General features: G+C 47.8%; 20 protein-coding genes and 2 pseudogenes. 20 read left to right on the top strand and 2 right to left on the bottom strand.

The genetic code is table 11. From position 1 onward, the window contains the following. The first annotated feature begins 169 nt into the window (after window positions 1-169). Entirely contained in the window at window positions 170-520 is a 351-nt protein-coding gene (locus J4G02_13360; protein MCE2395564.1) for a hypothetical protein, read from the top strand. Between the two features lie 70 nt (window positions 521-590). Here J4G02_13360 and J4G02_13355 read toward each other — a convergent pair whose 3' ends face one another. Continuing rightward, window positions 591-1,454 (bottom strand): formylglycine-generating enzyme family protein, encoded by an 864-nt coding sequence (locus J4G02_13355; protein ID MCE2395563.1) that lies wholly within the window; start codon window positions 1,452-1,454, stop codon window positions 591-593. A gap of 1,269 nt (window positions 1,455-2,723) precedes the next feature. Between J4G02_13355 and J4G02_13350 the strand changes: the two genes are divergently transcribed. The 4 genes from J4G02_13350 to J4G02_13335 all read left to right on the top strand — a co-directional run bounded on the left by J4G02_13350 (window position 2,724) and on the right by J4G02_13335 (window position 7,593). Then, complete coding sequence (locus J4G02_13350; protein ID MCE2395562.1) at window positions 2,724-4,073, top strand: DUF4398 domain-containing protein; 1,350 nt, start codon at window positions 2,724-2,726, stop codon at window positions 4,071-4,073. A 12-nt stretch (window positions 4,074-4,085) separates the two neighbouring features. Then, entirely contained in the window at window positions 4,086-5,180 is a 1,095-nt protein-coding gene (locus J4G02_13345; protein MCE2395561.1) for a hypothetical protein, read from the top strand. 133 nt (window positions 5,181-5,313) lie between these two features. After that, window positions 5,314-5,799 (top strand): hypothetical protein, encoded by a 486-nt coding sequence (locus J4G02_13340; protein ID MCE2395560.1) that lies wholly within the window; start codon window positions 5,314-5,316, stop codon window positions 5,797-5,799. A 1,167-nt stretch (window positions 5,800-6,966) separates the two neighbouring features. Further along, window positions 6,967-7,593, top strand: a complete 627-nt coding sequence (locus J4G02_13335) for a transglycosylase SLT domain-containing protein (protein MCE2395559.1) — start codon at window positions 6,967-6,969, stop codon at window positions 7,591-7,593. A gap of 73 nt (window positions 7,594-7,666) precedes the next feature. Here J4G02_13335 and J4G02_13330 read toward each other — a convergent pair whose 3' ends face one another. Further along, window positions 7,667-8,869, bottom strand: a complete 1,203-nt coding sequence (locus J4G02_13330) for a Gfo/Idh/MocA family oxidoreductase (protein MCE2395558.1) — start codon at window positions 8,867-8,869, stop codon at window positions 7,667-7,669. A gap of 178 nt (window positions 8,870-9,047) precedes the next feature. Here J4G02_13330 and J4G02_13325 point away from each other — a divergent pair, with 178 nt between their 5' ends. The 15 genes and pseudogenes from J4G02_13325 (at window position 9,048) to J4G02_13255 (ending at window position 25,848) form a co-directional block, all read left to right on the top strand. Further along, a complete protein-coding gene (locus J4G02_13325; GenBank protein ID MCE2395557.1) occupies window positions 9,048-9,335 on the top strand; it encodes a EutN/CcmL family microcompartment protein in 288 nt (95 codons plus the stop codon). Window positions 9,336-9,338: 3 nt separating this feature from the next. Further along, a complete protein-coding gene (locus J4G02_13320; GenBank protein MCE2395556.1) occupies window positions 9,339-11,123 on the top strand; it encodes a PAS domain-containing protein in 1,785 nt (594 codons plus the stop codon). Further along, complete coding sequence (locus tag J4G02_13315) at window positions 11,120-12,439, top strand: sigma-54-dependent Fis family transcriptional regulator (protein ID MCE2395555.1); 1,320 nt, start codon at window positions 11,120-11,122, stop codon at window positions 12,437-12,439. The genes J4G02_13320 and J4G02_13315 overlap by 4 nt, the downstream gene beginning before the upstream one ends. 20 nt (window positions 12,440-12,459) lie before the next feature. Continuing rightward, window positions 12,460-13,002, top strand: a complete 543-nt coding sequence (locus J4G02_13310) for a 5-formyltetrahydrofolate cyclo-ligase (GenBank protein MCE2395554.1) — start codon at window positions 12,460-12,462, stop codon at window positions 13,000-13,002. A 232-nt stretch (window positions 13,003-13,234) separates the two neighbouring features. Further along, on the top strand, window positions 13,235-14,215 hold the full coding sequence (rsmH, locus tag J4G02_13305) for a 16S rRNA (cytosine(1402)-N(4))-methyltransferase RsmH (GenBank protein ID MCE2395553.1): 981 nt from the start codon (window positions 13,235-13,237) through the stop codon (window positions 14,213-14,215). 60 nt (window positions 14,216-14,275) lie between these two features. Then, on the top strand, window positions 14,276-14,569 hold the full coding sequence (locus J4G02_13300; protein MCE2395552.1) for a cell division protein FtsL: 294 nt from the start codon (window positions 14,276-14,278) through the stop codon (window positions 14,567-14,569). Window positions 14,570-14,759: 190 nt separating this feature from the next. Next, a pseudogene (locus J4G02_13295) lies at window positions 14,760-15,327 on the top strand (transposase). Between the two features lie 78 nt (window positions 15,328-15,405). Further along, window positions 15,406-17,226: a penicillin-binding protein 2 gene (locus J4G02_13290; protein MCE2395551.1), complete on the top strand. Its 1,821-nt coding sequence runs from the start codon at window positions 15,406-15,408 to the stop codon at window positions 17,224-17,226. A 51-nt stretch (window positions 17,227-17,277) separates the two neighbouring features. Further along, window positions 17,278-18,732 carry a UDP-N-acetylmuramoyl-L-alanyl-D-glutamate--2,6-diaminopimelate ligase gene (locus tag J4G02_13285; protein ID MCE2395550.1) on the top strand — a complete coding sequence of 485 codons (1,455 nt, stop codon included), beginning with the start codon at window positions 17,278-17,280 and terminating at the stop codon, window positions 18,730-18,732. 307 nt (window positions 18,733-19,039) lie between these two features. Then, window positions 19,040-20,407 carry a UDP-N-acetylmuramoyl-tripeptide--D-alanyl-D-alanine ligase gene (locus J4G02_13280; protein ID MCE2395549.1) on the top strand — a complete coding sequence of 456 codons (1,368 nt, stop codon included), beginning with the start codon at window positions 19,040-19,042 and terminating at the stop codon, window positions 20,405-20,407. Window positions 20,408-20,545: 138 nt separating this feature from the next. Continuing rightward, window positions 20,546-21,649 (top strand): phospho-N-acetylmuramoyl-pentapeptide-transferase, encoded by a 1,104-nt coding sequence (gene mraY / locus J4G02_13275; protein ID MCE2395548.1) that lies wholly within the window; start codon window positions 20,546-20,548, stop codon window positions 21,647-21,649. A gap of 76 nt (window positions 21,650-21,725) precedes the next feature. After that, window positions 21,726-22,472: an SDR family oxidoreductase gene (locus tag J4G02_13270; protein ID MCE2395547.1), complete on the top strand. Its 747-nt coding sequence runs from the start codon at window positions 21,726-21,728 to the stop codon at window positions 22,470-22,472. A 512-nt stretch (window positions 22,473-22,984) separates the two neighbouring features. Further along, window positions 22,985-23,560, top strand: coding sequence for a dCTP deaminase (locus J4G02_13265; GenBank protein MCE2395546.1), 576 nt, complete (start codon window positions 22,985-22,987; stop codon window positions 23,558-23,560). Between the two features lie 441 nt (window positions 23,561-24,001). After that, window positions 24,002-25,385, top strand: a pseudogene (gene glnA, locus J4G02_13260) (type I glutamate--ammonia ligase). 142 nt (window positions 25,386-25,527) lie between these two features. Next, window positions 25,528-25,848 carry a P-II family nitrogen regulator gene (locus J4G02_13255; protein ID MCE2395545.1) on the top strand — a complete coding sequence of 107 codons (321 nt, stop codon included), beginning with the start codon at window positions 25,528-25,530 and terminating at the stop codon, window positions 25,846-25,848. The last annotated feature ends 367 nt before the right edge of the window (window positions 25,849-26,215 follow it).

Genomic DNA, 26,215 nt, shown 5'->3' with positions numbered 1-26,215 from the left:
CCCTAGAGCGCACGGCGTTTAAGGCGAAGCGGGTGATAGAGGAAAGACCGGCATTTGCCAAAAAGTTGTAGCACTCTTTGGTTAAGTTCATGTCAAAAGCAAGCGCAAAACGGTGAGAGCGTGAAACGTGAAAACTATTTGTTCATTTACAGGAGGTTTTGAAACAACGATGAAAATAACGCGTCTCTATACTGGCTCCGATGGTGAGTCTCATTTTGAGGATATAGAGATTCCACTTGAAGATAGCGGGAATATTGGGGTGATGTCACAACTTCAAGATGCGACTGGCATCATTTTTCGAGAAACTGGTCCTGATTACGATTATGATTGGCATACCGTTCCGCGCAGGCAATACGTCATCACGTTAAGCGGTGGGGTTGACATTGAGGTGGGTGATGGCACGGTAAAGCGATTCGGTCCGGGGGATATTCTTTTGGCAGAGGATACCACCGGCAGGGGGCATCGCAGCCGGGCGGTTAACGCTCAACCTCGGAGAAGCATTTTTGTGACATTGGATTGAGATCTCGGAGTCCAATGAATGGTGAAATCGCTCGGAGATAAAAGGGATAAGAGAGTAAAAATTTAAGGGGTTACTGAGCTTTCACACAACGGAACCCGGTGTCGAAGTACGTTTTCAAAGGCTCCTTTGAGCTGCGAGAATAGACGCGCAATTCTGTCCCAGTATCATACCACGATCCACCGCGCACCACACGATCTGATTCGACATCTGTGAAATTGTTTATAACCCAATCCAGCCCATTGGTACTGGAAAACGGATTCTCACGCGGCGAAGTAGAATAGAAATCCGCATCGTACTCATCGAGACACCATTCCCAGACATTGCCTGACATGTCATACAGCCCGTACCCGTTCGGCGGATATTGACCCACCTTCGCCGTACCACCAGTCCGGCTGCCATTACGCCACTCGCCGGTGTGCGCCTGATCGGGATCCCATTCATCGCCCCAGGGAAATTCTTTACCCACCAACCCACCCCGTGCGGTATACTCCCACTCCGCCTCCGTAGGCAGCCGCTTCCCCGCCCACTGTGCGTAAGCCATCGCCGCATACCAACTCACATACACCACCGGGTGCCTCGTTTTCCCAGAAGGATAGGCATTCTCCTGCCAGTCTTTCAAGTAATTTCCATTGTGGAATCTGTCATCAATCTTATCCTTTTGCCAGCTTGGATTCGCACGTACGAACTGCTGATACTCGAAATTGGTTACCTCGTGTTTGTCCATAAAGAACGCATCGAGGTAAACGGTGTGCACCGGCTGTTCATTGTTTGCACCCCACTCGTCGTTCCCCATCTGAAACTCGCTTGCGGGAATCGATACCATCCCCTCCGGCGCAATAGGCTCTGAAGGAGGAAGAATCTCGACACTGATTTTGGAACTTTGAACTGCTGAGTTTACACCGTCGTTCACATGAACAAGGACGGTAGCATTCATCGGTTCTCGAGGGGCAGTCCATACCCCGGCTGCATTCACCGTCCCGTCGCTGACTTTCCATTTATAGGTCAACTTGTCGCCATCGGCGTCATGGGCGATTACCTGCAATTTGACCTTTTCGCCGGCTTTGACCTGCTCCGGCACAATGAGGCTATCAATAATAGGTTGGTTATTGGTCATTTCTGTGTCGTCGCCGCATCCCGCCACGAAGAGTGCCCCTATCATCACGAGAAACGTGGAAAACATGGCGATTTTTTCCATTTTCATGAGAAACTCCGTTCCGTGTCCATTGTTGAGGCTTCAAAGATGTCTCAAGTCGGTGTATGACTGAGCTGTCTGCCCTAGATGATTGCAGACTTGATGATATTTGTCAAGCAAAAAATGCGCTGTTTTGTTGGGTTCTGTCGACATTTTGGTGTCGAAATATGAATCTCGGCCTACAGGGATTAACGGCTGTCACAACGGCGTACGGGTGCTCGTTGAGGCTAAGGGAGGGTAATAGGTAATTGCATAATACATAGGCAGAAACCTGAGACAGTATTTTGGGCAACCACAAGGGTTGCCCCTACATTTAATTAGGCGTGTCAATGGTAAGTTAGCTTTAGGTAGGGTCATTTAGCTTTCCTATAGGAGGGATTTCCGAATTCCGACACGAAATGCCCCTACATTCCATCATAAACCGGCTTGCACTTTACCCATACGCGGGGATATAATAAAAGCGACTGGCATCAAGGCTACCCACCTGCCATTATACCATCCTTTGAACCACAGCATTACCACACAGCGGCTTTGCTTTTCTGAGCGCCCAGCTTTGCTTGGCATCCCGTTGGCATCAATTAGGTCGAAAAATAAAATATAATCCAGAGAGACGGGTAGAAAACCAAAGTTTTGGAATTATTATATATGTTACCGTTTGCTTTCAACCAATATACACAAGCATAATTTGCCTGACAGTGTACTAGGCTTTAGGGGCGTTTAGGTGCAGCCCCGATAGGATTGGGAAGGGTCTTCGACCTACACGAGAATTAAATACCCACTAAGGAAAAAGGAAACAAATCGGCAACACTCACGTTGTATGCTAGATTACATTCTATTCAAATTGCAACCTTTCACCTGCTTTGTTCGTTTTTATAGACGAATGATCCAAAATCCTTATCGGGCTGCTGCTGAAAGCCGAAAAGGGGAAGGGATCTCTGAATTAGGAATTGTACTTCTCCGCCGATGAGAAAGATTAAGCTAAATCAGTAATCGCACTCAGGAGTTGGAAAAATGAAAGCGCTCAGAGACAGAAGCATAGGAAAACAGAGTTTGCTTAGAACTTGGAAGAAAAATCGCCTCTATCATATATGGCTATGCCTTCTACCGATGTTTCTCATTGCTTGCAGCGGTTCCCTTGGGAAGATTCACTTGGAAGACGTCAATACTATTATCGCACAATCTGAAACGGCGATTGAACAGGCACACCTTGCAAACGCTCAGTACCTTGCGTCAGACACCTTGCAGCAGGCGGAACATGCCCTTGCAAGTGCGAAGGAAGCTGTGGGTGCGAAGGACGGACTCGGAGCGATGCACCTAGCGTATAACGCCTTGACTCAAGCACAAATTGCTGAACAGGAGGCGATGTATAAATCGCAGGGAAATGGGCTAAATGCCATCATTAAACACAAAGAAGCGAAAATCGTTGCGCTTGAAGCAGATCTGGGAACAGCGGATAAGGCACTTGAAGAATCTCGAACAGATGTCAAGCAATTGGATATGCAAAAAGAGCAGCTGCAAGCTGACATGGATCAAAAACTGCAAGAGGCTGAACAAGCACACCGAAAGATATTCCAAGATTATAATAGAATCAAAACCGATCACGGGTACCTTCAGTCAAAGTTGGATACGACCCAAACAGAACTCCGCCAAGCGCAGAGTCGAGCGGAAGAACATGAGCATCAGATTGATCAGTTACGTCGTGAATTAGCAGATGCTCAATCGTCGGTAGAGAGAGCTCACAAGGTGGCGGCAGAAGCACAAACGCAGGCAACGGCACAGGCGCAGCGCTATTCAAAGCACATTGAACAACTGGATCAGTCTAATGTGTTAAAACAGCGGGGAGATATGCTAGCCCGAAAAAAACAGGAAGCAAAGGCTTATGTACAGCAGCAGCGCAGAAAACAAGCGATTCGGACCAACAGTACCTCACTGACCAGCGAACAGATTGCGAGCGGTAGAGCATTCATTAGCGGTTGGGCACTGGCGCGGTCAGCAAAAGATATAAACCAGCACTTGAGCAGATATACTCAGGATGCGACGCTATATCAGACCGTTATTCGCGCTAGCAACGAAGAGCAAACCCATCTTAACCGCCTGCAAATGGTTGATGCTTTGAAAAGGATGGTGGATGCCGAGTGGCAAAAAACAGATTCCAAGTTTGACGCAGACGGAGAGAGTGTTATTGCCACCTATCGGTTCAGTCGTCTTTCGCGAAATGCGGTGAGTGGCGGGATCCCCGCTCTGCACGATTTGTGGACGCGGGAGGTGTGGGTGCGTCAAGTTGGGGCTGAGTGGAAAATTTTCCGTGAAAGCTGGCGGATTTACGAGGCGGTACCACGGTATGGTGTCGCTGCTAATTAGGAGGGCAGATTGATGCGATCCGGCAAAACCGAGGTTTCCACCACATTTCAAAATCCTAATACCCGTTTTGGTGTGATTGGTATTATCGGAGCAGCCGTCATCCTCCTAGCAATGGTACTTGGACTACAGGTTATTGAAGAGACTGGGGCGATTGAGCCCTTTCTTCAACAGTGGAAACAAGCTGTCGAATCAGAACAACCGAGGCTGTATCAGCAGTTATGGGATTCGACCGCACGGGCCAAAAACCGGAGTCATTATGAACGTGCGTTGAAACTCTTCAGCAGAGAAAAGGTTGAAGTGGATATAACTGGGCATCTTCCTCAAAAAGATCTCGGGAACACGAATCGACGACAGATTGAACGCATCCCTGTTACGCTTTACCAAGGTGGCAAGGTTTTAGTTATGATTTATCGGGATATAACTGTTGAAAAGAGGGGACTGTTACAACGCTGGAAACTGATAGATGATAGAATTCACGATGAGTTGGGCTATCCCGAAACGACCGAGGAGTATATTGTTCAAGATCAAGAGATGGTCGCTCGATCTGCCAATCCAACGCCCGGAAATCTTCCGTCGCAGTTCGTTGATGCTCCCGTGTCCTCCAATCACGTTGTTACACCGTCTCAAGCTGCTGCCCCCGAAAGTTCCTCGCCGATTGTTGGTGGGGCACCGCTCGATACTCAGCTTAAATTGAGTCAAGTCTTGGGGGAATGGCAGCAGGCGTGGCAGGGAAAGAATCTCAAAACCTATATGTCGAAGTATGCAGAAGAGGCAGAGATTACTAGGGTTACTATCACCAAGGGACGAGAATACCCGACTCGATTGAATAAAAAACAGTTGCGCGAAAAAATGAAATCCCTTAATGAAAGGTATAGCAAAATTAAAGTGAATATTTTTCATTTGCAAATCAATGGAGACAGTGCTGTAGCGGGTGTCAATTTCTTACAAGAATTTGTCGGTACTCGCGCTTCTGGAAGTCAAGCTGTTTACTCAGATTTTGGCAAGAAAGAGTTGGTTTTTATGGTGGATCCTGCCGATGGTCTCTGGAAGATTTACGCTGAGAGTTGGAAACACTATAAAAATGTCCCCAAGTATCCGAAACTCTAATTTTTTTGGATTAAATTGCTATCACCGATTGACTGAAACCATGCGTTCATCTATACGTTTTTGTTATTGGAAAAATCTTAGCAGCCATCTTAGGCTGAATACACCCAACATTTCAACCTAAAGGACAAGAACGATGATTAAAATCTTGCGCATAACGCCAGTTCTGTCACACGTGGTTTTACTCACTATTGCCCTATGCTTGCTCGGTTGTGGCGGGAGTTCTGTTGAGAACCCGCTTCGAGAATCGGAAGAAACCGATGAAACAGTTACACAGGTAGATTTGGAGAATCAATCGCTGAACGTCAAGGTTGAGGTAAGCGAAGATACCGTCCAAGCTGGTGAGACAGTGAACATGACAGCAACTGTTGACGAACTTCGAGGCAGCAACATCATCTTTAATTGGATCAACACCACCGGTTACGGCACATTGACCCCCATGGATAAAAATAAGGCGATTTGGTCTGCTCCGGAAACGCCGGACGGTGTAGTCAAAGTTGAAGTGCTCCAGCTTGTTGTTACAGCGATTAGCCAAGTTGTTTCAGTGCAATCGTCAGGAGTCGATACCGATACTGAAGTTTTGACCTCAACTAAAACCATACTACTCACCGTCACAAATTGATAACTAGTGTTCTGTTGACATTTGAGTGTCGAGATATGAATCTCGATCTACAGGCTATCTGCCGGTATTGGAAGATAGGGAGGGGTCGGGCAAGATCTGACCTACGTGTTATCAAATATCAACGTGCCCTAATCAGTTGTTTGGAGAGGAACGGTAATGCGACAGGTTCCCACCTGTATTTTGAACTTTAGTAACAAAAGAAAAACGCGCAGCCTGCCGGCTGCATACGAACACCGTCGGCATTGGCGTCTGTTCTGGATCGGGAGTGCAGCGTTGTGGTTGCTGTGCATCTCGATAGCCGCGAGTTCCCTTCGCCCCGTAGTCGGTACAAGGGCACTTGGTATGAGTGGTGCATTTATCAGCAGTGCCACTGATTCAACAGGTGCTCTCTGGAATCCCGCGGGACTTGCGAGCCTTGAGCATGGCAGTTTGGTGTACGATCTTTCTCAAGGCGCAGTTTCGTTCGGGTATCCGATTCACTATGTGGGAACACTCGGTTTCAGTGCCTTAGATTTGAACGGTGAAGATCGCTTCTTCCACGACCATCGGAATAACCCGGTCGGAACATTCGAGAGAGGCTATAATCAAGTTCTCCTGTCTTATGCCCGATCCATTGGCAGCCGATTCCAGCTTGGTGGGAATCTTGGTTACAATCGTGCCCCGAATCCCGACAGCCAGTGGAAGCCAAGTTACGACCTTGGTGCTATTGTTAAGTTACCGCGCCATCTAATCCTAGGGGCAAGGTTGATAGATATATCTGGGGTGACCATTCCGGACCGGGAAGGAAAGCCCCTGCAGCAGTTTGATCAGACATTTGCCGTTGGGGTCGGATGGAAACCGGTTCAACCGCTTCAGTTGAACAGTGTGTTAGATACAGCGTTATGGCAGGTCAGAGTGGGAGGTGAAGTTGGCGCGTATGGACTCGCACTCCGTTTAGGTACAGCGATTGATCTGATAGGACTACAACCAGAACCTGACTGGAGTATGGGCTTTTCTGTCAATGTCCACGGAAAGCATCTCCATTATGCCTACTTAAGTCAGCCAGATGTGGCATATAAGCATCTTCTCGCCGTTGGTTTGACATTCGATTTATCGGACCGGGCAGTCTCGACTTCTGTGAGTAAAGAGGGGACGTCCGCGCCGAGAGTGACGACTTCCGTGGTGAGAATGACGACTTCTGTGAAGGAAAGGGCGACTTCCACAATAAATAAAAGGGAAACCTCGGTGCAGAGAAGCGAGAAAACCAAAACGGAGAGTTCTCCCAAACGTGCGCCCGATAATACGAGGCGAATCACCAAAGATACAGAAGATACTAAAAATGCAAAATCTCCAACTGAGCAGATCGCGAAGCAATATGGTGTCGAAGTCAATCTCATCCTCGCTCTGGTCAAAAGGGAGTCAACCTTCAATCCCAAAGCAATTTCCCGCAATGGTGCCGTTGGACTGCTGCAACTGATGCCGCCGACAGCACGGGGGCTTGGGCTCAAGGTTCCTGCCTATCAGAACGTAAGAAAACCGACACCAGATCCTAACATCGATGAGCGCTTTCACCCGCCTAAAAACCTAGAGGCGGGAGTCAAATATCTGGACAACATGCTTGAAAGGTATGATGGAGATTACAGCCTCGCACTCGCTGCTTATAATGCGGGACCGGGAAACGTTCGGAAAAACGGAAAACTCAGTCGTTCAGCGGAACGGTATGTTGGCAGAGTGCTCGACAGCTACTATCAATACAAGAGGGATGCCACATTAAAAAATGCAGATCTTCGCAGATTAGATGCTATCCTTAGGTAGTAACGGCAGGGTATATCCGCTGTGAGTAGGGAACGCAGATCTACGTTCCCTACATCGACAGATCTAAGATTGCTTAAAGGCCCCACTGCTCATCGATATCTTGCTGATATCCACTGACTTTCCCATCAAGCACATCATCGAGAGTCACCACTTCTCCAGAGTATCCAGACTCATAGATTGCGATTGATATGGCTTTGGCTTGCAAACCGGTCCAACCATCCACTTCTGGGGATCGTCGATTCCTGATTGCATCAATAAAGTCGTAGATCTCCAGCGCGAAACCGTCTTCAATTCCATGCGGGAAAAGCCGCTCTTTCTCGTCATCGCTTAATGTTTCAAGGTACATCTCGCGGAGTTCCTGCATGTTGTATCTTGTTCCATCAAGTCTCTCCGCCTCGCCGCGATCTTTAGCTGTAAACGGATGAAAGACATCGCCGCTGTCACGGATTACACCCTCGGCACCGTAGAAAGCAACATTCAGATGGTTAGCGCACGGTGCGGCAACCGTCCAACTCCACGTTCCAATGACACCACTCTTGAACGTGATGATCGCGACCCAAGTATCTTCATGGCAAGTGGGCACCTTGCCTTTTTCGGCGTGGTTGGCGAATCGTCCATCAATCTGACGGACTTCGGCGTAAACCTTTTCGACATCACCGAAGAAGTAGCGGATGGTATCCATCATGTGTGCGCCGCTATCCATCACCATACCGCCGCCGCTGAACTCTTTTCCCAACCGCCAATGCCAATCACCGATGTTTGCTGGATCGTTCCAAGCCGCGGATTGTGCGAAGAACATTCGGGGTGTCCCGATAATGTTTCCCTCGTTAAGTGCCCATTGAACAGTCCGTTGTCCGGGTGTCCTGCGACAATTCTCTGCCGTAGCCGTAAGTCGCCCATTTTTCTTCGCGACTTCAATCATCTTCTGGCTTGCTTTGATTGTTACGCCAAACGGCTTCTCCGTCATGATGTCAACGCCCGATTCAAGACATGGGATAGCGGAGATGTGGTGATAGGCGTGGGACGTGCAGATATCTGCCCCGTTCAAATCCTCAGCTTTCAGCATTTCTTCAACGTCATCGTAAACGTGGGGCACGGTTCCCTGCAATTCTGCAACCTGTTCCGCATAGTTTTGCGCGGCTTCCCTACGCACATCACACGTTGCTTCAATTGAAAAGGTGTTAACCCCTTTTTCCACTAACGCTTGATATCCTCGCAGATGTGCATTTGCGATTCCACCACAACCAATGACCGCTAAACGAACCTTATCTGACACGGCTTTCCCCCTATAGTTCATGAACCTTGGATAGGCTTGGAATAAAATCTTGACTTTTTGACAGCTTCAGTTTACTATACCCATGTCCATATAATTTTGTCAATAATGTTTTGATAACGCATTATACTTTGCGCGATTTGCGTTTCTTGGAGTAAAAATAAACAGGGAAAGATTTCGCATGACGGTTGGAAAAGTTGTGGGAACTGTCGTTGCCACACGAAAAGATGAAAAACTGGTCGGTAGTAAGTTGCTGATTGTGCAGGATACCGAGCTAGATGGAACGCTCCTCAGTCGATATACAGTTGCTGTTGATGCTGTCGGTGCGGGTGTTGGCGAGTTGGTACTCACCGCAGCGGGAAGTTCAGCCCGTCAAACCGATGTTACTAAGAATAAGCCTATTGATGCAGTGATCATGGCGATTATTGATTCAATTGAGGTGTATAGGGAAATTCAGTTTCAGAAGTAGCAATTGGGAGACTTCTTTAGGGGGACACCAGTTGTCTATATCAACATGGTTGCAAATTCAACAGATTTACCTCTTAAAATTGAACTCATCAAGCGAATCCATTGGCTTGTCAAGCTCCGCTGGATTGCCATAACGGGTGTCTTGCTGACTGTAAGCATTGCAAGCTGGGGGCTCCACATCATTGACAATCCAACGCCGTTGTACATCATTGCGGCGTTGATGACACTTTACAACTTTGAGCCGCAAATCTATCCCAAACATCTTACGGAAAAGCCGCTCGCATCAATCCAGCGACATGCGGGTAGACATATTATCTTAGATCTGTTTTCTTTGACGGCGCTCCTCCACTTCAGCGGTGGTGTCGAAAACCCGTTTATTTTCTACTTTATCTTTCATCTCGTTATCGCGAGTATACTCCTTTCTAAAAACGTCAGTTATATCCTTGCCACACTGAACACGATCCTTTTAAGTGCTCTTATTTTTTTGGAGTATTACCACGTCCTGCCCCATTACCATCTAGAGAATTTTCTGCCTGCAACACTCTGGCGAGATCCGATTTACATTTCCAGTGTGCTGTTCGTGTTCACTAGTACCCTGTTTTTCTCCGTCTATCTTGCAACATCAATTATGGATACCGCGAGAGCGCGTGAAGCGGAGACCCGTGAATTGAAAGACAATCTTGAGGAAAAGGTTGTTGAATTAGAAGAGACAAGGGGTGCGGTGCTTTTTGAGCGAAATAAACTCACATCAATTATTGAGTGTATGCAGGAAGGGGTTATCTTTGTTGACGATAGTAACCATGTGTCACTCTTTAACAAGGCGGGCCAGCAGATCCAAAAAGAGCAATTCGGACTCGATACACAAGCGATCCAATCTCCAGAAGCTGATGGGGTACTCCTACAAATCGCAAAGGGTTTATCGAAGGGACACGCAGTGATTGAACAGCAAAGCCTACAGATTAAGGATAAATTCTTTGAAAACACTTATGCTGCCGTGCGTGATAGGGATGACAACTACCTAGGTACGGTTTTGGTTTGCCGTGACGTGACTGACCGCAAACGGATGGAACAGCAGATGGTCCAATCAGAGAAGATGGCGGCGATAGGTGAGTTGGCATCAGGGGTTGCGCATGAGATCAATAATCCGCTTGACGGTCTACTCAACTGTATCCTTCGGATAAAGCGTGATCCGCAGAACGAGTGCCAGACCAAAGAATACTTGGGACTCATGGAGGAAGCGCTCAGGCGGATTGAATCGACCGTTGGGCAGCTTCTCAATTTCTCACGTCAACGTGACTTGGAACTCGCGTCAGTTTCTCTGAATGAGGTTGTCAATGAAGTCGTTGGTTTGATTGCGTACAGTGCTGACGAAAAAAGTATTCAGATTGAGAAGCACTGCCAAGAAGAACTGTATCTAATCCGTGGGGACAAACACTTGTTAGAGCAGGTTGTCCTAAATCTCGCTCTAAATGCGATTGCGGCTATGCCCGATGGTGGTGTATTGACGTTCAAAACTGGAGAGATCGAATTTGATGCGCTGCTTGATAAAGCGACGGTTTTCGTTCAAGTAACAGATACGGGAATCGGCATCCCCAAGTCTGTCCAAGATCGGATTTTTGACCCGTTTTATACCACAAAGATTACTGAGAAAGGCACCGGACTTGGACTCTCGGTATCCAACCGAATCATCAGACAGCATGGAGGTGTCATCGAATTTGATAGCAAGATTGAGCAGGGCTCCGTGTTCACTGTCAAATTACCGATTAGGAGAGGGGTGGAAAAGGATTGAAAGTACTGGTTGTTGATGATGAAAAAATCAAATTAATTACATTACGCGATGATTTGCGTGAGGCGAACTACGATACTATTGCGGTGGAGTCTCCAGCGATTGGACTCCAACTTGTGCAGAACGAACATTTCGATGTTCTTGTCACAGATTTGCGCCTACCGAAGATGCACGGAATTGAATTTCTCAAACGTGTCCAGAAGGAGCAGCCCCATATTATTGTGATTGTCATGACCGCTTATGCGAGCGTCGAAACTGCTGTGGAAGCGATGAAATTTGGGGCGTATAACTATATCAAGAAACCTTTTTCCAGTGAGGAACTGATTCAGATGCTGGATAAACTGAAAATGCTCCACGGCAGAGATAAACAGCGTTCACAACTAAAGGTTCCTGTGAAAGGACGTTCTCCATACCATCATATTATTGGGAAAAGCCAAGCGATACAAGACCTCTTTGACCTGCTTGAAAATGTCTCCGACACCCAGAGCACTGTGCTAATCTACGGTGAACATGGCACAGGCAAGACGCTCGTTGCAAAATCAATTCATTTCAACAGTGCGCGCAGACTCCACCCTTTTAGGATCGTAAGTTGCTCAGGCATGTCTACCGAAACGTTAGATCGAGAGCTATTTGGAGACAAACAGACAGAAAACGGGTTTGGGCGTAAAGGGACGCTTTTTCTTCAGGATATTGATGCCCTTCCGATTGCACTACAGGTCAAATTCCTACGGGCACTAGAGGGGCAGCAGCTGAACCTAGACAGGAGCGCACAAAGGGAAGATGTGCGAATTATTGCTGCGACGACCAAGAATTTGCGTACGAAGGTTCAGATTGGGGAATTTCGAGACGATCTCTTCTACCGTCTAAACGTAGTCCCGATTTTTCTACCACCGTTGCGCGAGCGGGTCGCGGATATTCCCCTTTTGATTAATCACTTTTTAGATCTATTCTTGCCCAATACCTCTATCCACATCGCTCCCGAAGCTGTCGAGGTGCTCGCAGCATATCCGTGGCCCGGCAATGTTCGCGAATTAGAAAACGTAATCGAACGACTGGTAACGGTTGGAGATGGGGCGGATATTACCACCGACAATATTCCGCTTGAGTTGAAATTACCGGTACAGGTCAGTTTAGATGAGACATTGAGTGAAATCTCCTTCCAAGAGATTATCCGGTCGACAGAGCGTGAACTGATCGGTTGGGCGATGAAAAAAGCAAAGGGGAACAAAACGCAAGCCGCAAAACTGCTCAAAATGAAACCCTCAACCTTCCGTGATACTCTTGCCAAGTATCTTGACCAGATCGAATGGCAGGCGTGAAGGGGAGGGATACAAACGAAATGAACCAGAAACAGGAACGTGAGCGGCTTCGGGCAGAGGTCCTCCGCAAACGGGACAGCATCCCACCAAGTGTGAGGACTGAACTGAGCCGACGGATTGTCCGCTATGCGATCAACTGGATTGAGGAGAACCGAGCCAATGCCGTGCTAATCTACCTCAGTATGCGAAGTGAGGTGGAGACCGGTGGCTTGCTTGATTATCTGTTGACTCAGAATAAAATTGCGCTTGCTCCTGTGATGTGTATGAAGCAGCGAGACCTAACACCGCACCGTATTGTAGATGCGAAAAGAGATCTTATTCTCCATCCATACGGTATGTACCAGCCGAATAAAGAGACTTGCCCTCCTTTTCCTTTGAACCAGATCGATTTAATCTTTGTTCCCGGCGTTGCTTTTGATCCCAAGGGTTACCGCATCGGATTCCTGCCACAATGTCCGCAAGCAGTTTGGATTGGGTTAGCTTACGAAGTGCAAATTGTGACAGATACCTTTCCGCAGTCTTGGGACGTTCCCCTGCATCAAATCCTCACAGAGGATGCGTGATATTTATTGACGGTTTCTAATCCGGGGAGGATTGTTGAATGCGTCTGCCCCCGTTTTTGCGCATCGCGTCCTATGCCCGATTTTACGCTTGACATGGGAGGCGCCTGTGATATAATCCTTTTATTCGGAGTGAAGCGGTCTAGACTGTTTAGCAAGCACCCTCCCAAATCAGTGGAGGAAGGGATGGTATGCCTGATTGTGTAGAACAAAAACTGGGGGCACTCAGAAAGAGATGAGTGAGGACCACATACCTGTTCTAGTCGATGAAGTGATTCAGTTTTTACAACCGAGAAATCACGGTTTTTATGTGGATGGCACGGTTGGATTGGGCGGTCATGCCGCTATCATTTTGCAAAAGTCTGCACCGCAGGGGTTGCTACTTGGGATTGATTTGGACTCAGAGGCGTTGGATATTGCCAAGCAGAGGCTACATGAATACAAGGAGCGGGTAGCATTTGTTAGTGATAATTTTGCTCACTTAGATCAGCTGCCTCAACTGCATTGCAGTGGAGATTCGCAGGAGACCACGATTCCGCAAGTTGATGGCATTTTACTAGACCTAGGGGTGTCATCTTTGCAGCTTGATACACCGGCAAGAGGGTTTAGTTTCAATCGCTCTGGTCCCTTAGATATGCGGATGGATGCCAGCCAGTCCCTATCCGCAGCGCGCGTCGTGAACCGCCACCCAGAAGACGTGCTCGCAACGATTTTTACGCAATTCGGTCAAGAACGCTGGTCTAAAAAGATTGCGCGCCAGATTGTTCGCGCTCGAAAACGCAAGCCAATCTCAACAACAGGTCAACTGGCTGAACTCGTTCTGGATGCGATTCCCCACAAATCAACGGGTTGGCGCATCCATCCCGCGACAAGGGTTTTTCAGGCGTTAAGAATTTATATTAACGATGAGCTTAAAAACCTGCATTCCGGGATACATTGTGCTGCTGCCGCTTTGAAGCCCGGTGGACGCTTATGCATCATCTCTTTCCATTCTCTTGAGGATCGAATTGTTAAGGAACAGTTTCGCACCCTATCGCGTGCCTGCATCTGCCCACCGAAGACCCCTATTTGTGTGTGTAAGCATACACCTACTCTTGAAATACTGACCAAGCGTCCAATAGTTCCAACCCCCGATGAAATTCGACGTAATCCTCGGTCCCGAAGTGCGAAATTACGGGTTGCGATGAAGATCCCCGAATCTAAAACGCTAGATTGAACGTTTCTTAACAACCGGACGAGGCGGTTTGCAAAGGAACAATCAGAAGCTATTATAATCATGAAATATCAGAAACCAACTCCATCGTCAAAATTTCATCCCTTTGCATACTTCGCGCTTGCCATTTATATCGGTATCTTTTTTCTGAGTGCATGGTTTGCGTCAAATCAACACAAGGTTGCACTGCAAATGCGTGAGGAATTTGAGCAGCGAGGAGATCAACTCCACAACGAGATCAATAGGCTTAAGATAGAGGAAACAAGGCTCACTTCGATTGAACGGATCCACGAAGTCGCGAAAGATCTTCAGATGGTTCAACCCTCCGAGCAAGCCCATGTACTACGTGCAGATTAAGATCTGTAAGTCGAATGTTTAATTGTGCACTTAACCTTTGGGGTATTCTGGAATACCTACTTCCTTGAAGAATCTCCTCAGTAGTGCATGCTGTTACACTTCTGCATCAATACCCTATGAAGGCTAACTAGCAACAATGCCAATGCTTTAGCTTTGTGCCCAACTCTGTGGTCCTGATATTCAAAAACACCCCGTCGTTGGTGTGGACGTAGGTATCAAGCATTTGGCGGTCACGTCCGAAGGGGTGTACTACAAGAATCCAAAAGCCTTAAAGGGTTATGAGCGTAAGCTAAAACAGTTGCAACGTCAGTTGAGTCGAAGGGAGAAAGGCAGTCGTAATTGGCATAAGACCTCAAGTGAAACTTGCCAGGTTACATTACCGTATCACCTGTATTCGACAAGATGCTCAACACAAGGCAACAACGGCTATGGTCAACGGTGCGAGTCGTATTGGGATTGAGTTGCTAAATGTTGTAGGTATGCTTAAGAATCATAGGCTTGCAAAGGCATTGTCGGACGCTTCGTTGTCGAGTTTGCTTGCCATGTTAAGGTATAAAGCAGAACGGATAGGCGTAAAGATTGTGGCAGATACCTTCTATCCGTCTAGTAAGACTTGTTCAGCTTGTCGTGCAGTTGATAACGACTTGTCCTTGTCAGACAGAACCTACTATTGCGGTGTTTGTGGTCATACGCAAGACCGAGACCTCAATGCTGCCGTAAACCTGAGAAACGTCGCCATGGGACACACGGAGACGTAAAACGCTTGTGGAGAGATGGTAAGACCTCGGTTGTCGGGGCACGTCTCGTCGAAGCAAGAAGATAGCATGGAGATTCTAATGTCTACCAATAAGTCTATTAAGAGCCCCAAAGATTTATCTTTGGGAGCAGTCAGCAATATACCTTTTTCCCGGATTACAATCGTATGGGTTGGTTTGGAACTTTGCTTAGGATTATTGATAGGACGTTTGTTTCTAGTCCAATATGTGCATGGCCGGGAGCTGCGCGAACGTTCTGAGAATCAGCGTAACACGCAAGTGGTTTCTCAGGCAAAGCGCGCTACGATTTTGGATCGGCATGGAAGCGTTTTTGCAATCAATCAGGACTGGATCTCGGTCTACGCAGATCCAAAGGTGTTGAGAGATAAGCCTGATGAGCTTGCTCGTAAACTTGCGCTGCTGCTCAACGTTTCAGAAGCTAGACTCTTATCGATACTGCAGCAAAGGAAAAGGCGTTTTGTGTGGCTGAAACGGAATATAGAGTATGAGCGCATTGACGATATCCGCCGAGTCACTAAAAGCATCTATGGGGTCGGATATCGGACCCATGGAAAGCGGTCCTACCCCAAAGACGAACTAGCATCGCATATTATTGGATATACCAATTTTGAAAATAGAGGCATTGACGGGATCGAACATCAATACGATACCTACCTAAGTACGGGTAACAGAAGCGACCGCCTAGAATTACAGTCAAAAAAGAGGCGGGTTAGTACCGATGGCAAGAGACGCCCGATTCGTCCGCCACAACTTTATCAACAAGGGGGTCAATATGGTCGTAGCGTTGTCCTTACGGTTGATGAATATATCCAACATATCACAGAACGGGAACTGATTGCCGGTTGCGAGGAGTGGCAAGCGAAAGCGGGGAGTGCAATAGTTATGCACTCCAAAAGTGGCGAGATTTTAGCATTAGCAAATTATCCGAACTACAACCTCAATCATTACTCAAGGAGCGAAGAGTCAGCCAAACGGAATCGCGCCATCTGGATGCAATACGAACCCGGCTCTGTATTCAAGATCGTCACTGCTGCTGCCCTCCTCAACGAGAAACTGATGTTTCCGGACTCGCGTGAATATTGCGAGATGGGGGAATATCGTTTGTCCAATGGGCATGTCGTTCACGATATTCGACCGAATGCGTGGTTAACGCTCAGCGAAATTATCGCAAAATCCAGTAATATCGGTATCCTCAAGGCTGCAAGGCGGCTTAATAAAGAGCAGTTGGAGATCTATACGCGCCGGTTCGGATTTAGTGAAAAAACCGGTATTGATTTGCCTTACGAACGCGTCGGCAGCTTGAGAGGTATCCGGAAATGGGATGACTACACGATTGCCTCCGTTCCGTTTGGACAAGGGATTTCTGTGACACCGATTCAGGTGTTGAACGCCCTCAACGTCATTGCTACTAATGGCGTGCTGTTACAGCCGTATGTTACTCGGCAAATTATTGATAGGGATGAAGGCCTGCTGGAACAATCTTTCCCCAAGCCGATTCGCCGCGTCATTTCTGCGGAGACCGCGCAGGCAATGACGCAAATGCTTGTCGGGGTGACAGAAGCCGGCGGTGGGCTGAGGGCGCGTGTCGAAGGATATACGGTTGCTGGCAAAACCGGCACAGCGCAGAAAGCGGAACGAGGACAGGGATACGTCGAAGGCAAAGTGGTCGCTACTTTTGCAGGATTTCTTCCGGCGGAGGATGCGTTACTCTCAATTATTGTTGTCGTTGACGAACCGGCGGACGCTCCGTTCAGCAGCCGCGTCACTGCACCAATGTTCCGAAAGATTGCGAGCGAAGCGATGCGCTACCTGAGTCAAAAGAATCTCTCTACCCAAACATCAACCCCAAGCTATGCGGAATCCCAATCGGCGTTGCATTGATTGGTACTACAAGACTATAGGGTTTTCTGGGGATCGGAGGTGGAATAGATTGTGAACCTACATCACTTGCTCCAAGGGGTGAACATCCTCTCATCAGTTGAAGGACTCGATAAAGAGATTACCGGCATTGCGAGCGATAGTCGAACCGTGAAGCCGGGATATGCCTTTGTCTGCTATGAAGGAGTCAACGTTGATGGACACGCCTTTATTCCACAAGCCATCCAGAATGGTGCAACCACGATTATTGGGGAGAAGCTGGAATCGATGCCGTCGGGTGTTACCTATATCCAAACACCAAATGGACGCATCGCATTCTCGCTCATCGCAGCAAACTGGTACGGGAATCCAGCGGATCGGTTGAAGCTGATTGGCATCACCGGCACGAACGGCAAGACCTCAACAGCACATTTAGCGCATTCGATTTTCAACGCTGCGGGACTGAATTCGGGGCTCATGGGCACGGTGGGGACCCATTACGCAGATGTCTTTGTGGAGCCAACGATTACGACGCTTGAACCTTTGACGCTTCACGAACTGTTTCGAGACATTGCGGATGCTGGCGTAGATTATGTGATTATGGAAACCTCATCGCAAGGGCTTGCACAACACCGATTGGCTGGACTCGCTTTTGAAACGGCGGTTTTCACCAATCTGACACAAGATCATCTCGATTACCATGAAACAATGGAGGAATACCTGAACGCCAAGATGATGCTGTTTCAGCAACTCAATCCTGATAACGGCTTGGCAATCCTTAACGCAGACGATTCTGCCTCCGATTCGATCCGTCATCAAATCAACCCCCCAAGTCTCACCTTTGGGGTTGAACAACCGGCGGATTTGTCAGTCTCCAATGTCGAATCAACCCTCAAACGACTCTCATTTGTTGCACACACACCGAAGGGAAAAGTCCCAGCAAATTTACGTCTATTGGGCGATTACAACCTATATAACGCTCTTGCTGCGATCGGGATAGGAGTGCACCACGACTGCCCGCTTGAAGCGATCCAGGCGGGGCTGGAATCCACAGTTGTACCGGGACGATTTGAGTTGGTTGATCGGGGGCAGCCTTTCGCCGTTGTCGTGGACTATGCGCATACGCCCGACGGTTTGGAAAATCTGTTGACCGCTGCACGAAAGATTACGCAGGGCAATTTAATCTCTGTCTTTGGCTGCGGCGGAGACCGAGACCGTGGCAAACGTCCGAAGATGGGCAATATCTCCGCAACCATCGCCGATCACAGTGTAATCACCTCCGACAACCCGCGTACCGAAGAGCCAGACGCGATCCTCGCTGACATTGTGGAAGGCTTACCCAATGGCACAAGTTACGACCTAATTCAGGACCGTCGGACTGCCATCGGTCATGCGATTGGATTGGCAAAGGCGGGCGATCTTGTCGCTATCGCAGGCAAGGGGCATGAGCCTTATCAAGAGATCAATGACGTGCGATTTGATTTCGATGACAGGGAAGTCGCATCGGAATTTCTTGAGCAGTTGAAGTAGCACTAATGAAATAATTTCATTCAACTGCATCGTCAGGAGGTGATTTTAACATGGACTTTATGGCAGCTTTTTGGCCAGCAATAATGATGCTAGTGCCTTATATTCTTCTTTTATGGTTTCTTTTCCGAGCTGCTCGCGCGCTAGAAAGAATTGCGGATAGGATCGAGAGAATCGCAGACAACGAGAACACCAGAGAATAGAGGCAAATTGATCTGTTCAACCACTTTATCCTATAGTAATCTCCCTATTGTTACCCAACCCAGCAGGTTGAGTGCAGCGAGCAACTGCCTAGGACCCACCCATCATCATGAACCTCACCATTGCTGAAATCCTACAGGCAACGCAGGCCAACCTCATCCAAGGCAATCTCAACACCGTAATAACGCAGGTTTCGACAGACTCACGGACACTTAAAAAGGGCGACCTCTTTGTCGCATTGGTTGGCGAAAAATTCGATGCACATAACTTCCTAGAGGGCGTGTGCCAGCAAGGCGCGATCGGGGCGGTTGTCTCGAAACCGGTAGCGGAGTTCTCCCAGCTTGCACCGCCGATTATAGTCCGAGTAAACGACACGCTCGTTGCGCTGGGAGATATCGCCAACTGTCACCGCCGCAAGTTCGATCTGCCAATCGTCGCTATCACGGGCAGCAACGGCAAAACCACGACAAAGGACATAACGACCTCTGTGTTAGGTCAACGGTTTTCCGTTTTCAAATCTGAGAAAAGTTACAATAACCAGATCGGCATTCCTTCACGATTGATGCAACTTAGCGAAGTAGATGAGATTGCCGTGTTAGAGATTGGCACCAGTTGGCCCGGAGAGATTGAGCGGTTGTCGCAGATAACAGCGCCGACCCTCGGTGTGATTACCAACATCGGACCGGCACACTTGGAGTTGTTAGGTTCAATCGAAGGGGTCGCCGAGGAGAAAGGTGCGTTGTTAACGCATGTCGAATATGCCATCCTTAACGCCGATGATCCGATGACACCGAGGCTTACCGGACATGTGTGTGGTCAAATCACCACATTTGGTTGGCAAAATGATGCGGATATTTCTGCAGGTGAAATTGAAATCGACAGTTTCGGAAAGCCTACGTTCACATTGACAATTAGCGGGAAAGAAATCGACAGGGTGCATTTGCCCTGTCTGGGGAAACACAACATTTATAACGCCCTCGCTGCCGCTGGCGTTGGCCTCTGGGCGGGCTTAACGCCAACAGAAATCTGTACTGGACTAGAGCGTTTTCAACCGGCAGACATGCGAATGCAGCCAATCGTGCACAACGACCTACGCATCATTAACGACGCTTATAACTCGAATCCAGAGTCCCTTAAGTCCGCTTTGACATTTCTCAGCGATATCGAAATAGCTGGCAAGCGAATTGCGATCCTCGGTGATATGCTTGAACTTGGCGAACATTCTCGCACGCTCCACCTGAAAGCGGGACAGGTTATCCCGACCAACATTGACCTATTGATTACCGTTGGTCCTCATAGCCGCGCAATTGCTCATGGAGCAGAAGGCAGGATCGAGTCCATCATCTCCTGTGATACGCCGAAGCAAGCGGCACAAGAACTGATCCAATACGCTCAACCCGGCGATGCGGTGCTTATCAAGGGGTCGCGCGGGATACAATTGGAGCAGGTCTTGGAAGAACTGATGCATGAAACTTGAAATTTGGCACTTAATACTTCGGGCAGAATCTGGCTTGAAATTGTCGGTTAAGCGGAAGGAAGCAGTTACTTTCTTTTCTTCCTCATTTCTTATTGCTTCCAATTTCCAAAGGATAAACCTTAGTATCAAAAATTACCTATGCTCTACTATCTATTTTTTGAACAATTAACGGAGTTTTTTTCGCCGCTGAATGTCTTTCGTTATATCAGCTTTCGGTCCATTTATGCAACAGTAACCGCGCTACTTATAGCCCTCATCTTAGGTCCGTTCGTTATTCGACATCTGAGACGGTTGAAGATTGGTCAGCATGTCCGGGATGATGGTCCCGAAACACATTTCAGCAAGGAGGGTACGCCGACAATGGGTGGCGTACTGATTATCACGTCCGTGCTGATTTCAATTTTTCTGTGGGCGCGCTTGGATCAGCCCTATATTTTTATCCTTACCTTTAGCCTTTTGTGGTTTGGCGGACTCGGCTTTCTGGACGATTACCGGAAAATTACCAAACAACAATCACTCGGATTGAAGGGTTGGCATAAGATCGTTTTACAAACAGTTGGCGCACTTGCCATTGCCTATTTCCTCTACCAATGGGGACCTGTTCCCAAAGACAGTTTGACCGAAAGAACCTCAATCATCATTCCTTTCTTTAAGCAACTTCGTCCAGATCTCGGCGTATTCTTTATTCCATTTGCGGCGTTCGTCATTGTCAGTGCGTCGAACGCGGTGAATCTTACGGACGGGCTTGATGGTCTGGCAATCGGCTGTACTCTGTTTGTCGCAGCCACATTTGGTGTGCTGGGTTACCTTACAAGCCACCAACAATTGGCAAATTACCTTGACATCGCCCACATTCCAGCTAGTGGAGAGGCTGCGACTATCTTCTGTGCTGCGTTGATTGGCGCCGGTGTGGGCTTTTTATGGTATAATTGTCACCCGGCACAAGTTTTCATGGGAGATACGGGTTCGTTAGCTCTCGGTGCAGCGCTTGGAACGATCTCTATCTTGATCAAAGAGGAGATCTTGCTTGTGATTGTCGGTGGAATCTTTGTCGTAGAAGCACTCTCCGTTATCATCCAAGTTGTGTCTTATAAAACACGAAAAAAGCGGGTGTTCAGGATGTCGCCTCTGCATCACCATTTTGAGCAACTCGGTTGGCCCGAGCCGAAGGTTGTGCTCCGTTTCTGGATTATTGGGTTGATTTTGATGCTCGTTGCGCTGAGTACCCTCAAATTACGATAATGGGAAAAGAGAGAAGCAGAAAAGGGTGAAGATCCAATAATTATAAGGTAGTTCAAATCTGTGTAAGGGGAAGACCATGCGACTACAGAATAAAATTGCTCTTGTCACCGGTGGGGCGACCGGCATCGGTGCTGCTACAGCTATAATGTATGCCAGAGAGGGAGCAAAAGTTATCATCGCCGATCTGAATGAGGCAGATGGTAAGGCAACTGCCCAATCCATTGAAGCGGAGGGTGGCACTGCCGTGTTTATACGGACGGATGTCTCTCAAGAAGCGGACGTTGCTGCAATGGTGAAATCAGTCGGGCAGAACTTTGGGAGGCTTGACGTGGTGGTTACCTGTGCTGGCATTCTGCTAGGTGCAGCGGTGCGTATTGATCAGTTTAACGTGGAAGCGTGGGATGCCGTCATCAGAGTCAACTTGAGAGGGACCTTCCTGTGCACTAAGCACGTTGTTCCACTGATGGAAAAAAGCGGTGGTGGGGTAATTGTGCTGATTGCGTCGGGAGCAGGAGTGACGGGCCCAAGTGCCTCCGTTGCCTACGGCGCTAGCAAAGGCGGTGTGCGTGGGTTAGGATTTACCTTGAAGAATCAGGTTGAGCCGTTAGGTATCCGGGTGCATGTTGTTTGTCCCGGCAATCTCAATACTCCGCTGAAACTCAGGGCGATCGCCGAAATTGCAGAACGGGGCGGAGAATCACCGGAAGCGGCTGTTACTGCCGCACAGTCCACTCTATTCAAACCGGAGGAGGTTGCCAAGGTGCTGACAGATCTCGCTTCTGATGCGGGAGCAAATGCCGAAGAGCTCGTATTTACGAAGTGACCCAAGCTATTGACCGTTTCCTATTCGTATTAAGAACTTATATGTAACGCAAGTTGTTGGAGCGTGTTGACATTTGGGTGCCGCCTATTTCGTAAACGTTGTAATCATTGGAGGCTTTCCCAAAAGCTAAAGTTATATACCTGTCGCCCCTCTGGGGCTATAGATCGGGCAAAGACGAGAGGATTCGTCCGTACCCCCGATTTTAATCGGGACAGGCGGGATAGTCCGTTCCGAGACCAGGGGCGAGACTAGGCGTGACCGGAGATACCCAATCTACGAGGATAGGAGTTGATTTCATCGCGCTACACATACACTAGCAATTTGGGTGTTCATATTGAGGATCTGTATGTAAGAAAATTGGTTCTCGTTGGCATGTAGCACTTTCTATCCACTTTTTGCAAATTTCTGCTTCAAAGAAATAACTCTTTACATTTTCGGTGATTTTGGTATATAATGAGTGATACACTGCTGCGAGATAGAGCAGATTCATCAGTAATGAAAAGGGCAGGCGGATGGTTTTATCAGATCAGGATATTGTTCGTTATCAGGAAATGGGGAAAATCAAAATCACTCCTCCCCCAGATCTCACCAAACAGCTCGGTTCCTGTTCCATTGATTTCCGGCTAGGGAATACCTTCCGGTTGTTTGAGCACAGTAAGTATCCCTATATCGATCTTCGTGAGGAGATTGATCTTAACGAGCTGATGCACAAGGTGGAAGTCCCCGATGGTGAAGCGTTTACCATGCAGCCGGGGGAATTTGTCCTCGCGGCAACGCTTGAAACCCTTGAACTATCCGACGATGTGATGGCGCGACTCGAAGGTCGTAGTAGCCTTGGTAGACTTGGCATTATTGTCCACAGCACGGCGGGGCTTTTTGATCCGGGTTGGGTTGGAACTGCGACACTAGAACTGGGAAATCTGGGACGCATGCCCGTTAAACTCTACCCCGGTATGCGGATTTGTGCGTTTACATTTGAAGAATTATCCTCTCCTGCAAAGGTGCCCTATCGTCGAAAACCGGGTAACAAGTATGCAGGACAAGTTGAACCGGAAGCCAGTCGTTTTGTGAGAGATTTGAATCAGTAGGTAATGACATTGCTAAAAACTTTAGCAATGATCTGCCCAATAATTCAGCATCTATGGATCAAGGCATTTATATCACTCCACTAATTTTTTGCTAAAAGGATACCTCACATAGTAAGACAATCAGGAGCAAACTACCTATCAGAGCCAACTTTCTGCTACAAATAAGAAAAAACGAGGTAGAGAAAATTCGGTGCTGACTTTTCATTTTGACAGCGATTTGATTATTGGCATATCGCTTGCGCTATATCTTTGAGGTGTCCTGTTTTCAAATTTTATTGTTTCCAATAATTCGTTGAGTAGGGTGTATGAAATGTGGCAAAAATGTCTCCCCTTGAGAGGCTTCTCATAGGCATTCTTAACGAGCCTATTGGGCAGTGCCAACCCTGCTTAGTTTAATCGTCATTGCTTGGCTCAATATTTTAATTTTTAAGGAGAGTTTAGATGACACCAAGTGAAGTCGTTGCGTTTGCAAAAGAAAAAGAGATCAAAATTGTTGACTTTAAATTCACGGATCTGCCTGGCCTGTGGCACCACTTTTCGATTCCCGCAACAGAGTTAGAGGAAGATCTGTTTGAAGATGGACTCGGTTTTGATGGTTCAAGTATTCGCGGTTTCCAAGCGATTAACGAAAGCGACATGCTCCTGTTCCCGGATCCGGATACAGCCATTGTGGATCCGGTTTGCAAGATTCCGACGCTGAGTCTCATTGGCAATATTAAGGATCCAATTACCCTAGAAAGCTATAGCCGAGACGTGCGGCATATCGCTCAAAAAGCGGAAGCCTATCTCAAGAGCACCGGGCTTGCGGATACCAGCTATTGGGGACCTGAAGCTGAATTTTTTGTATTCAATGATGTTCGCTACGGTCAAGATCAGCATTCAGGCTTCTATTCTGTTGATTCGGTTGAAGGGAGTTGGAACACAGGTGCCGATGAAGGTCCGAACCTCGGGTATAAACCGCGCTACAAGGAGGGGTATTTCCCTGTTCCGCCATCGGATACACTGCAAGACATCCGATCTGAGATGATTCTCAAGATGATCGATTGTGGGATTGGTATAGAGCTTCACCACCATGAGGTCGGCACCGGTGGACAGGGTGAGATTGATGTGCGATTTGACACCATGACCCGGATGGGCGATAAGATGGCGCTGTACAAGTATATTATCAAGAATACAGCCCGTGCCCACAACATGACAGCGACCTTTATGCCAAAGCCACTTTTTGAAGACAACGGTTCAGGCATGCACTGCCATCAGAGTTTGTGGAAAGATGGAAAAAACATCTTCTATGATCCGCAGGGTTATGCAGGGTTAAGTGAAACTGCGTTATATTACGCGGGCGGTCTCCTTAAACACCTGCCGTCGCTGTGTGCTATCATTGCACCGACAACCAATTCGTACAAGCGGTTGGTCCCGGGCTATGAGGCACCGGTGAATCTTGCATACTCGCAAAGAAACCGGAGTGCGTGTATCCGCATTCCTGTCTATTCTCAGAGCGAGGGAGGGAAGCGACTGGAACTCCGCACACCAGATCCTTCCTGTAACGCATATCTCGCTTTTAGCGCAATGCTGATGGCGGGTCTTGACGGTATCCGGAATCAGATTCACCCCGGTGAGCCGCTTGATAAAGACCTGTATGATCTAGAGCCGGAGGAACTGGCAGAAACTTGATGCCTTAGAGGACGACCATGACTACTTGCTCGAAGGCGATGTAATCACGCAGGACGTGATTGATACATGGATAGATTATAAACGTGAAAACGAAGTCGATGCAATCAATCTCCGTCCGCATCCACACGAATTTCATCTCTACTATGATATTTAATTGGCTGGATTTCTTGTCCAATTCTAGATAACAATGAGGGTAAAGCGTAAAGCGTAAACTATTAAGCAGGTTTCTTACGTTTCTACGCTTTACAATATTCACAGAGTTGAGGGGTTGTGAGCATCACTGTTTCAACAAGTGCATTATCCGTCCCTTTAAGCTTGAAGATGTCAAAGAGGCTTTGAACAATGTGGGTGTCCGTGGGATGACCGTCACTGAAGTCCGAGGCTTTGGAAGGAGTCGAGGTCACACGGAGCTTTATCGAGGAAGCGAGTACACCATTGAATTTGTACCCAAGTTAAAACTCGAGATCGTCGTTGCCGAAGAGAGTTTGGATCAAGTTGTAGATGCTGTGCAACAATCGGCTTCTACTGGAAAAATTGGTGATGGCAAGATTTTTGTCCTGCCAATTGAGGAAACGATTCGCATCCGCACCGGCGAAAAAGGTCCCGCGGCAATCTAAACGCAAACCTCAATTCATACAACAGCGCAATTGTAGGGGACGATTCCTTGATCAGAGAGGGATTGTCCCCTATATTTGTGCCCACTGAAGCAATTTATCACCTTCCCATCGCCTTTCTCCTCCCTTCCGAAATTACAGCGTGTCTCGCTCCCCATAGCGTTCAACAGTTCATTCGTTATTTTCCTTAGTTTATTGGCGCAGTAATAAACTAATGGATTAACTTTTTTATCTATTACACTCGGGCTTTGACCGGGGGCTTAGTATCCCATATAGAGTAACAATTACCTCAATTTTTGCTTGACGATTTTTCGATGAAAATGCTATTATTTCTGCTTGGTATGTTATTAATCAATCCTAAAAACTCAAA

Source organism: Candidatus Poribacteria bacterium (assembly GCA_021295755.1).
Classification (GTDB): Bacteria; Poribacteria; WGA-4E; order WGA-4E; family PCPOR2b; genus PCPOR2b.
The sequence above is the reverse complement of the archived record's forward strand: the minus strand, read 5'-3'. Positions and strand labels throughout refer to the sequence as shown.

What these genes read in the sequence shown, in the direction of transcription:
- J4G02_13360 (MCE2395564.1), top strand. Translation starts at nt 170, where the DNA reads ATGAAAATAACGCGTCTCTATACTGGCTCCGATGGTGAGTCTCATTTT.
- J4G02_13355 (MCE2395563.1), bottom strand. Translation starts at nt 1,454, where the DNA reads ATGAATGCTACCGTCCTTGTTCATGTGAACGACGGTGTAAACTCAGCA.
- J4G02_13350 (MCE2395562.1), top strand. Translation starts at nt 2,724, where the DNA reads ATGAAAGCGCTCAGAGACAGAAGCATAGGAAAACAGAGTTTGCTTAGA.
- J4G02_13345 (MCE2395561.1), top strand. Translation starts at nt 4,086, where the DNA reads ATGCGATCCGGCAAAACCGAGGTTTCCACCACATTTCAAAATCCTAAT.
- J4G02_13340 (MCE2395560.1), top strand. Translation starts at nt 5,314, where the DNA reads ATGATTAAAATCTTGCGCATAACGCCAGTTCTGTCACACGTGGTTTTA.
- J4G02_13335 (MCE2395559.1), top strand. Translation starts at nt 6,967, where the DNA reads ATGACGACTTCTGTGAAGGAAAGGGCGACTTCCACAATAAATAAAAGG.
- J4G02_13325 (MCE2395557.1), top strand. Translation starts at nt 9,048, where the DNA reads ATGACGGTTGGAAAAGTTGTGGGAACTGTCGTTGCCACACGAAAAGAT.
- J4G02_13310 (MCE2395554.1), top strand. Translation starts at nt 12,460, where the DNA reads ATGAACCAGAAACAGGAACGTGAGCGGCTTCGGGCAGAGGTCCTCCGC.
- rsmH (MCE2395553.1), top strand. Translation starts at nt 13,235, where the DNA reads ATGAGTGAGGACCACATACCTGTTCTAGTCGATGAAGTGATTCAGTTT.
- J4G02_13300 (MCE2395552.1), top strand. Translation starts at nt 14,276, where the DNA reads ATGAAATATCAGAAACCAACTCCATCGTCAAAATTTCATCCCTTTGCA.
- J4G02_13290 (MCE2395551.1), top strand. Translation starts at nt 15,406, where the DNA reads ATGTCTACCAATAAGTCTATTAAGAGCCCCAAAGATTTATCTTTGGGA.
- J4G02_13280 (MCE2395549.1), top strand. Translation starts at nt 19,040, where the DNA reads ATGAACCTCACCATTGCTGAAATCCTACAGGCAACGCAGGCCAACCTC.
- mraY (MCE2395548.1), top strand. Translation starts at nt 20,546, where the DNA reads ATGCTCTACTATCTATTTTTTGAACAATTAACGGAGTTTTTTTCGCCG.
- J4G02_13270 (MCE2395547.1), top strand. Translation starts at nt 21,726, where the DNA reads ATGCGACTACAGAATAAAATTGCTCTTGTCACCGGTGGGGCGACCGGC.
- J4G02_13265 (MCE2395546.1), top strand. Translation starts at nt 22,985, where the DNA reads ATGGTTTTATCAGATCAGGATATTGTTCGTTATCAGGAAATGGGGAAA.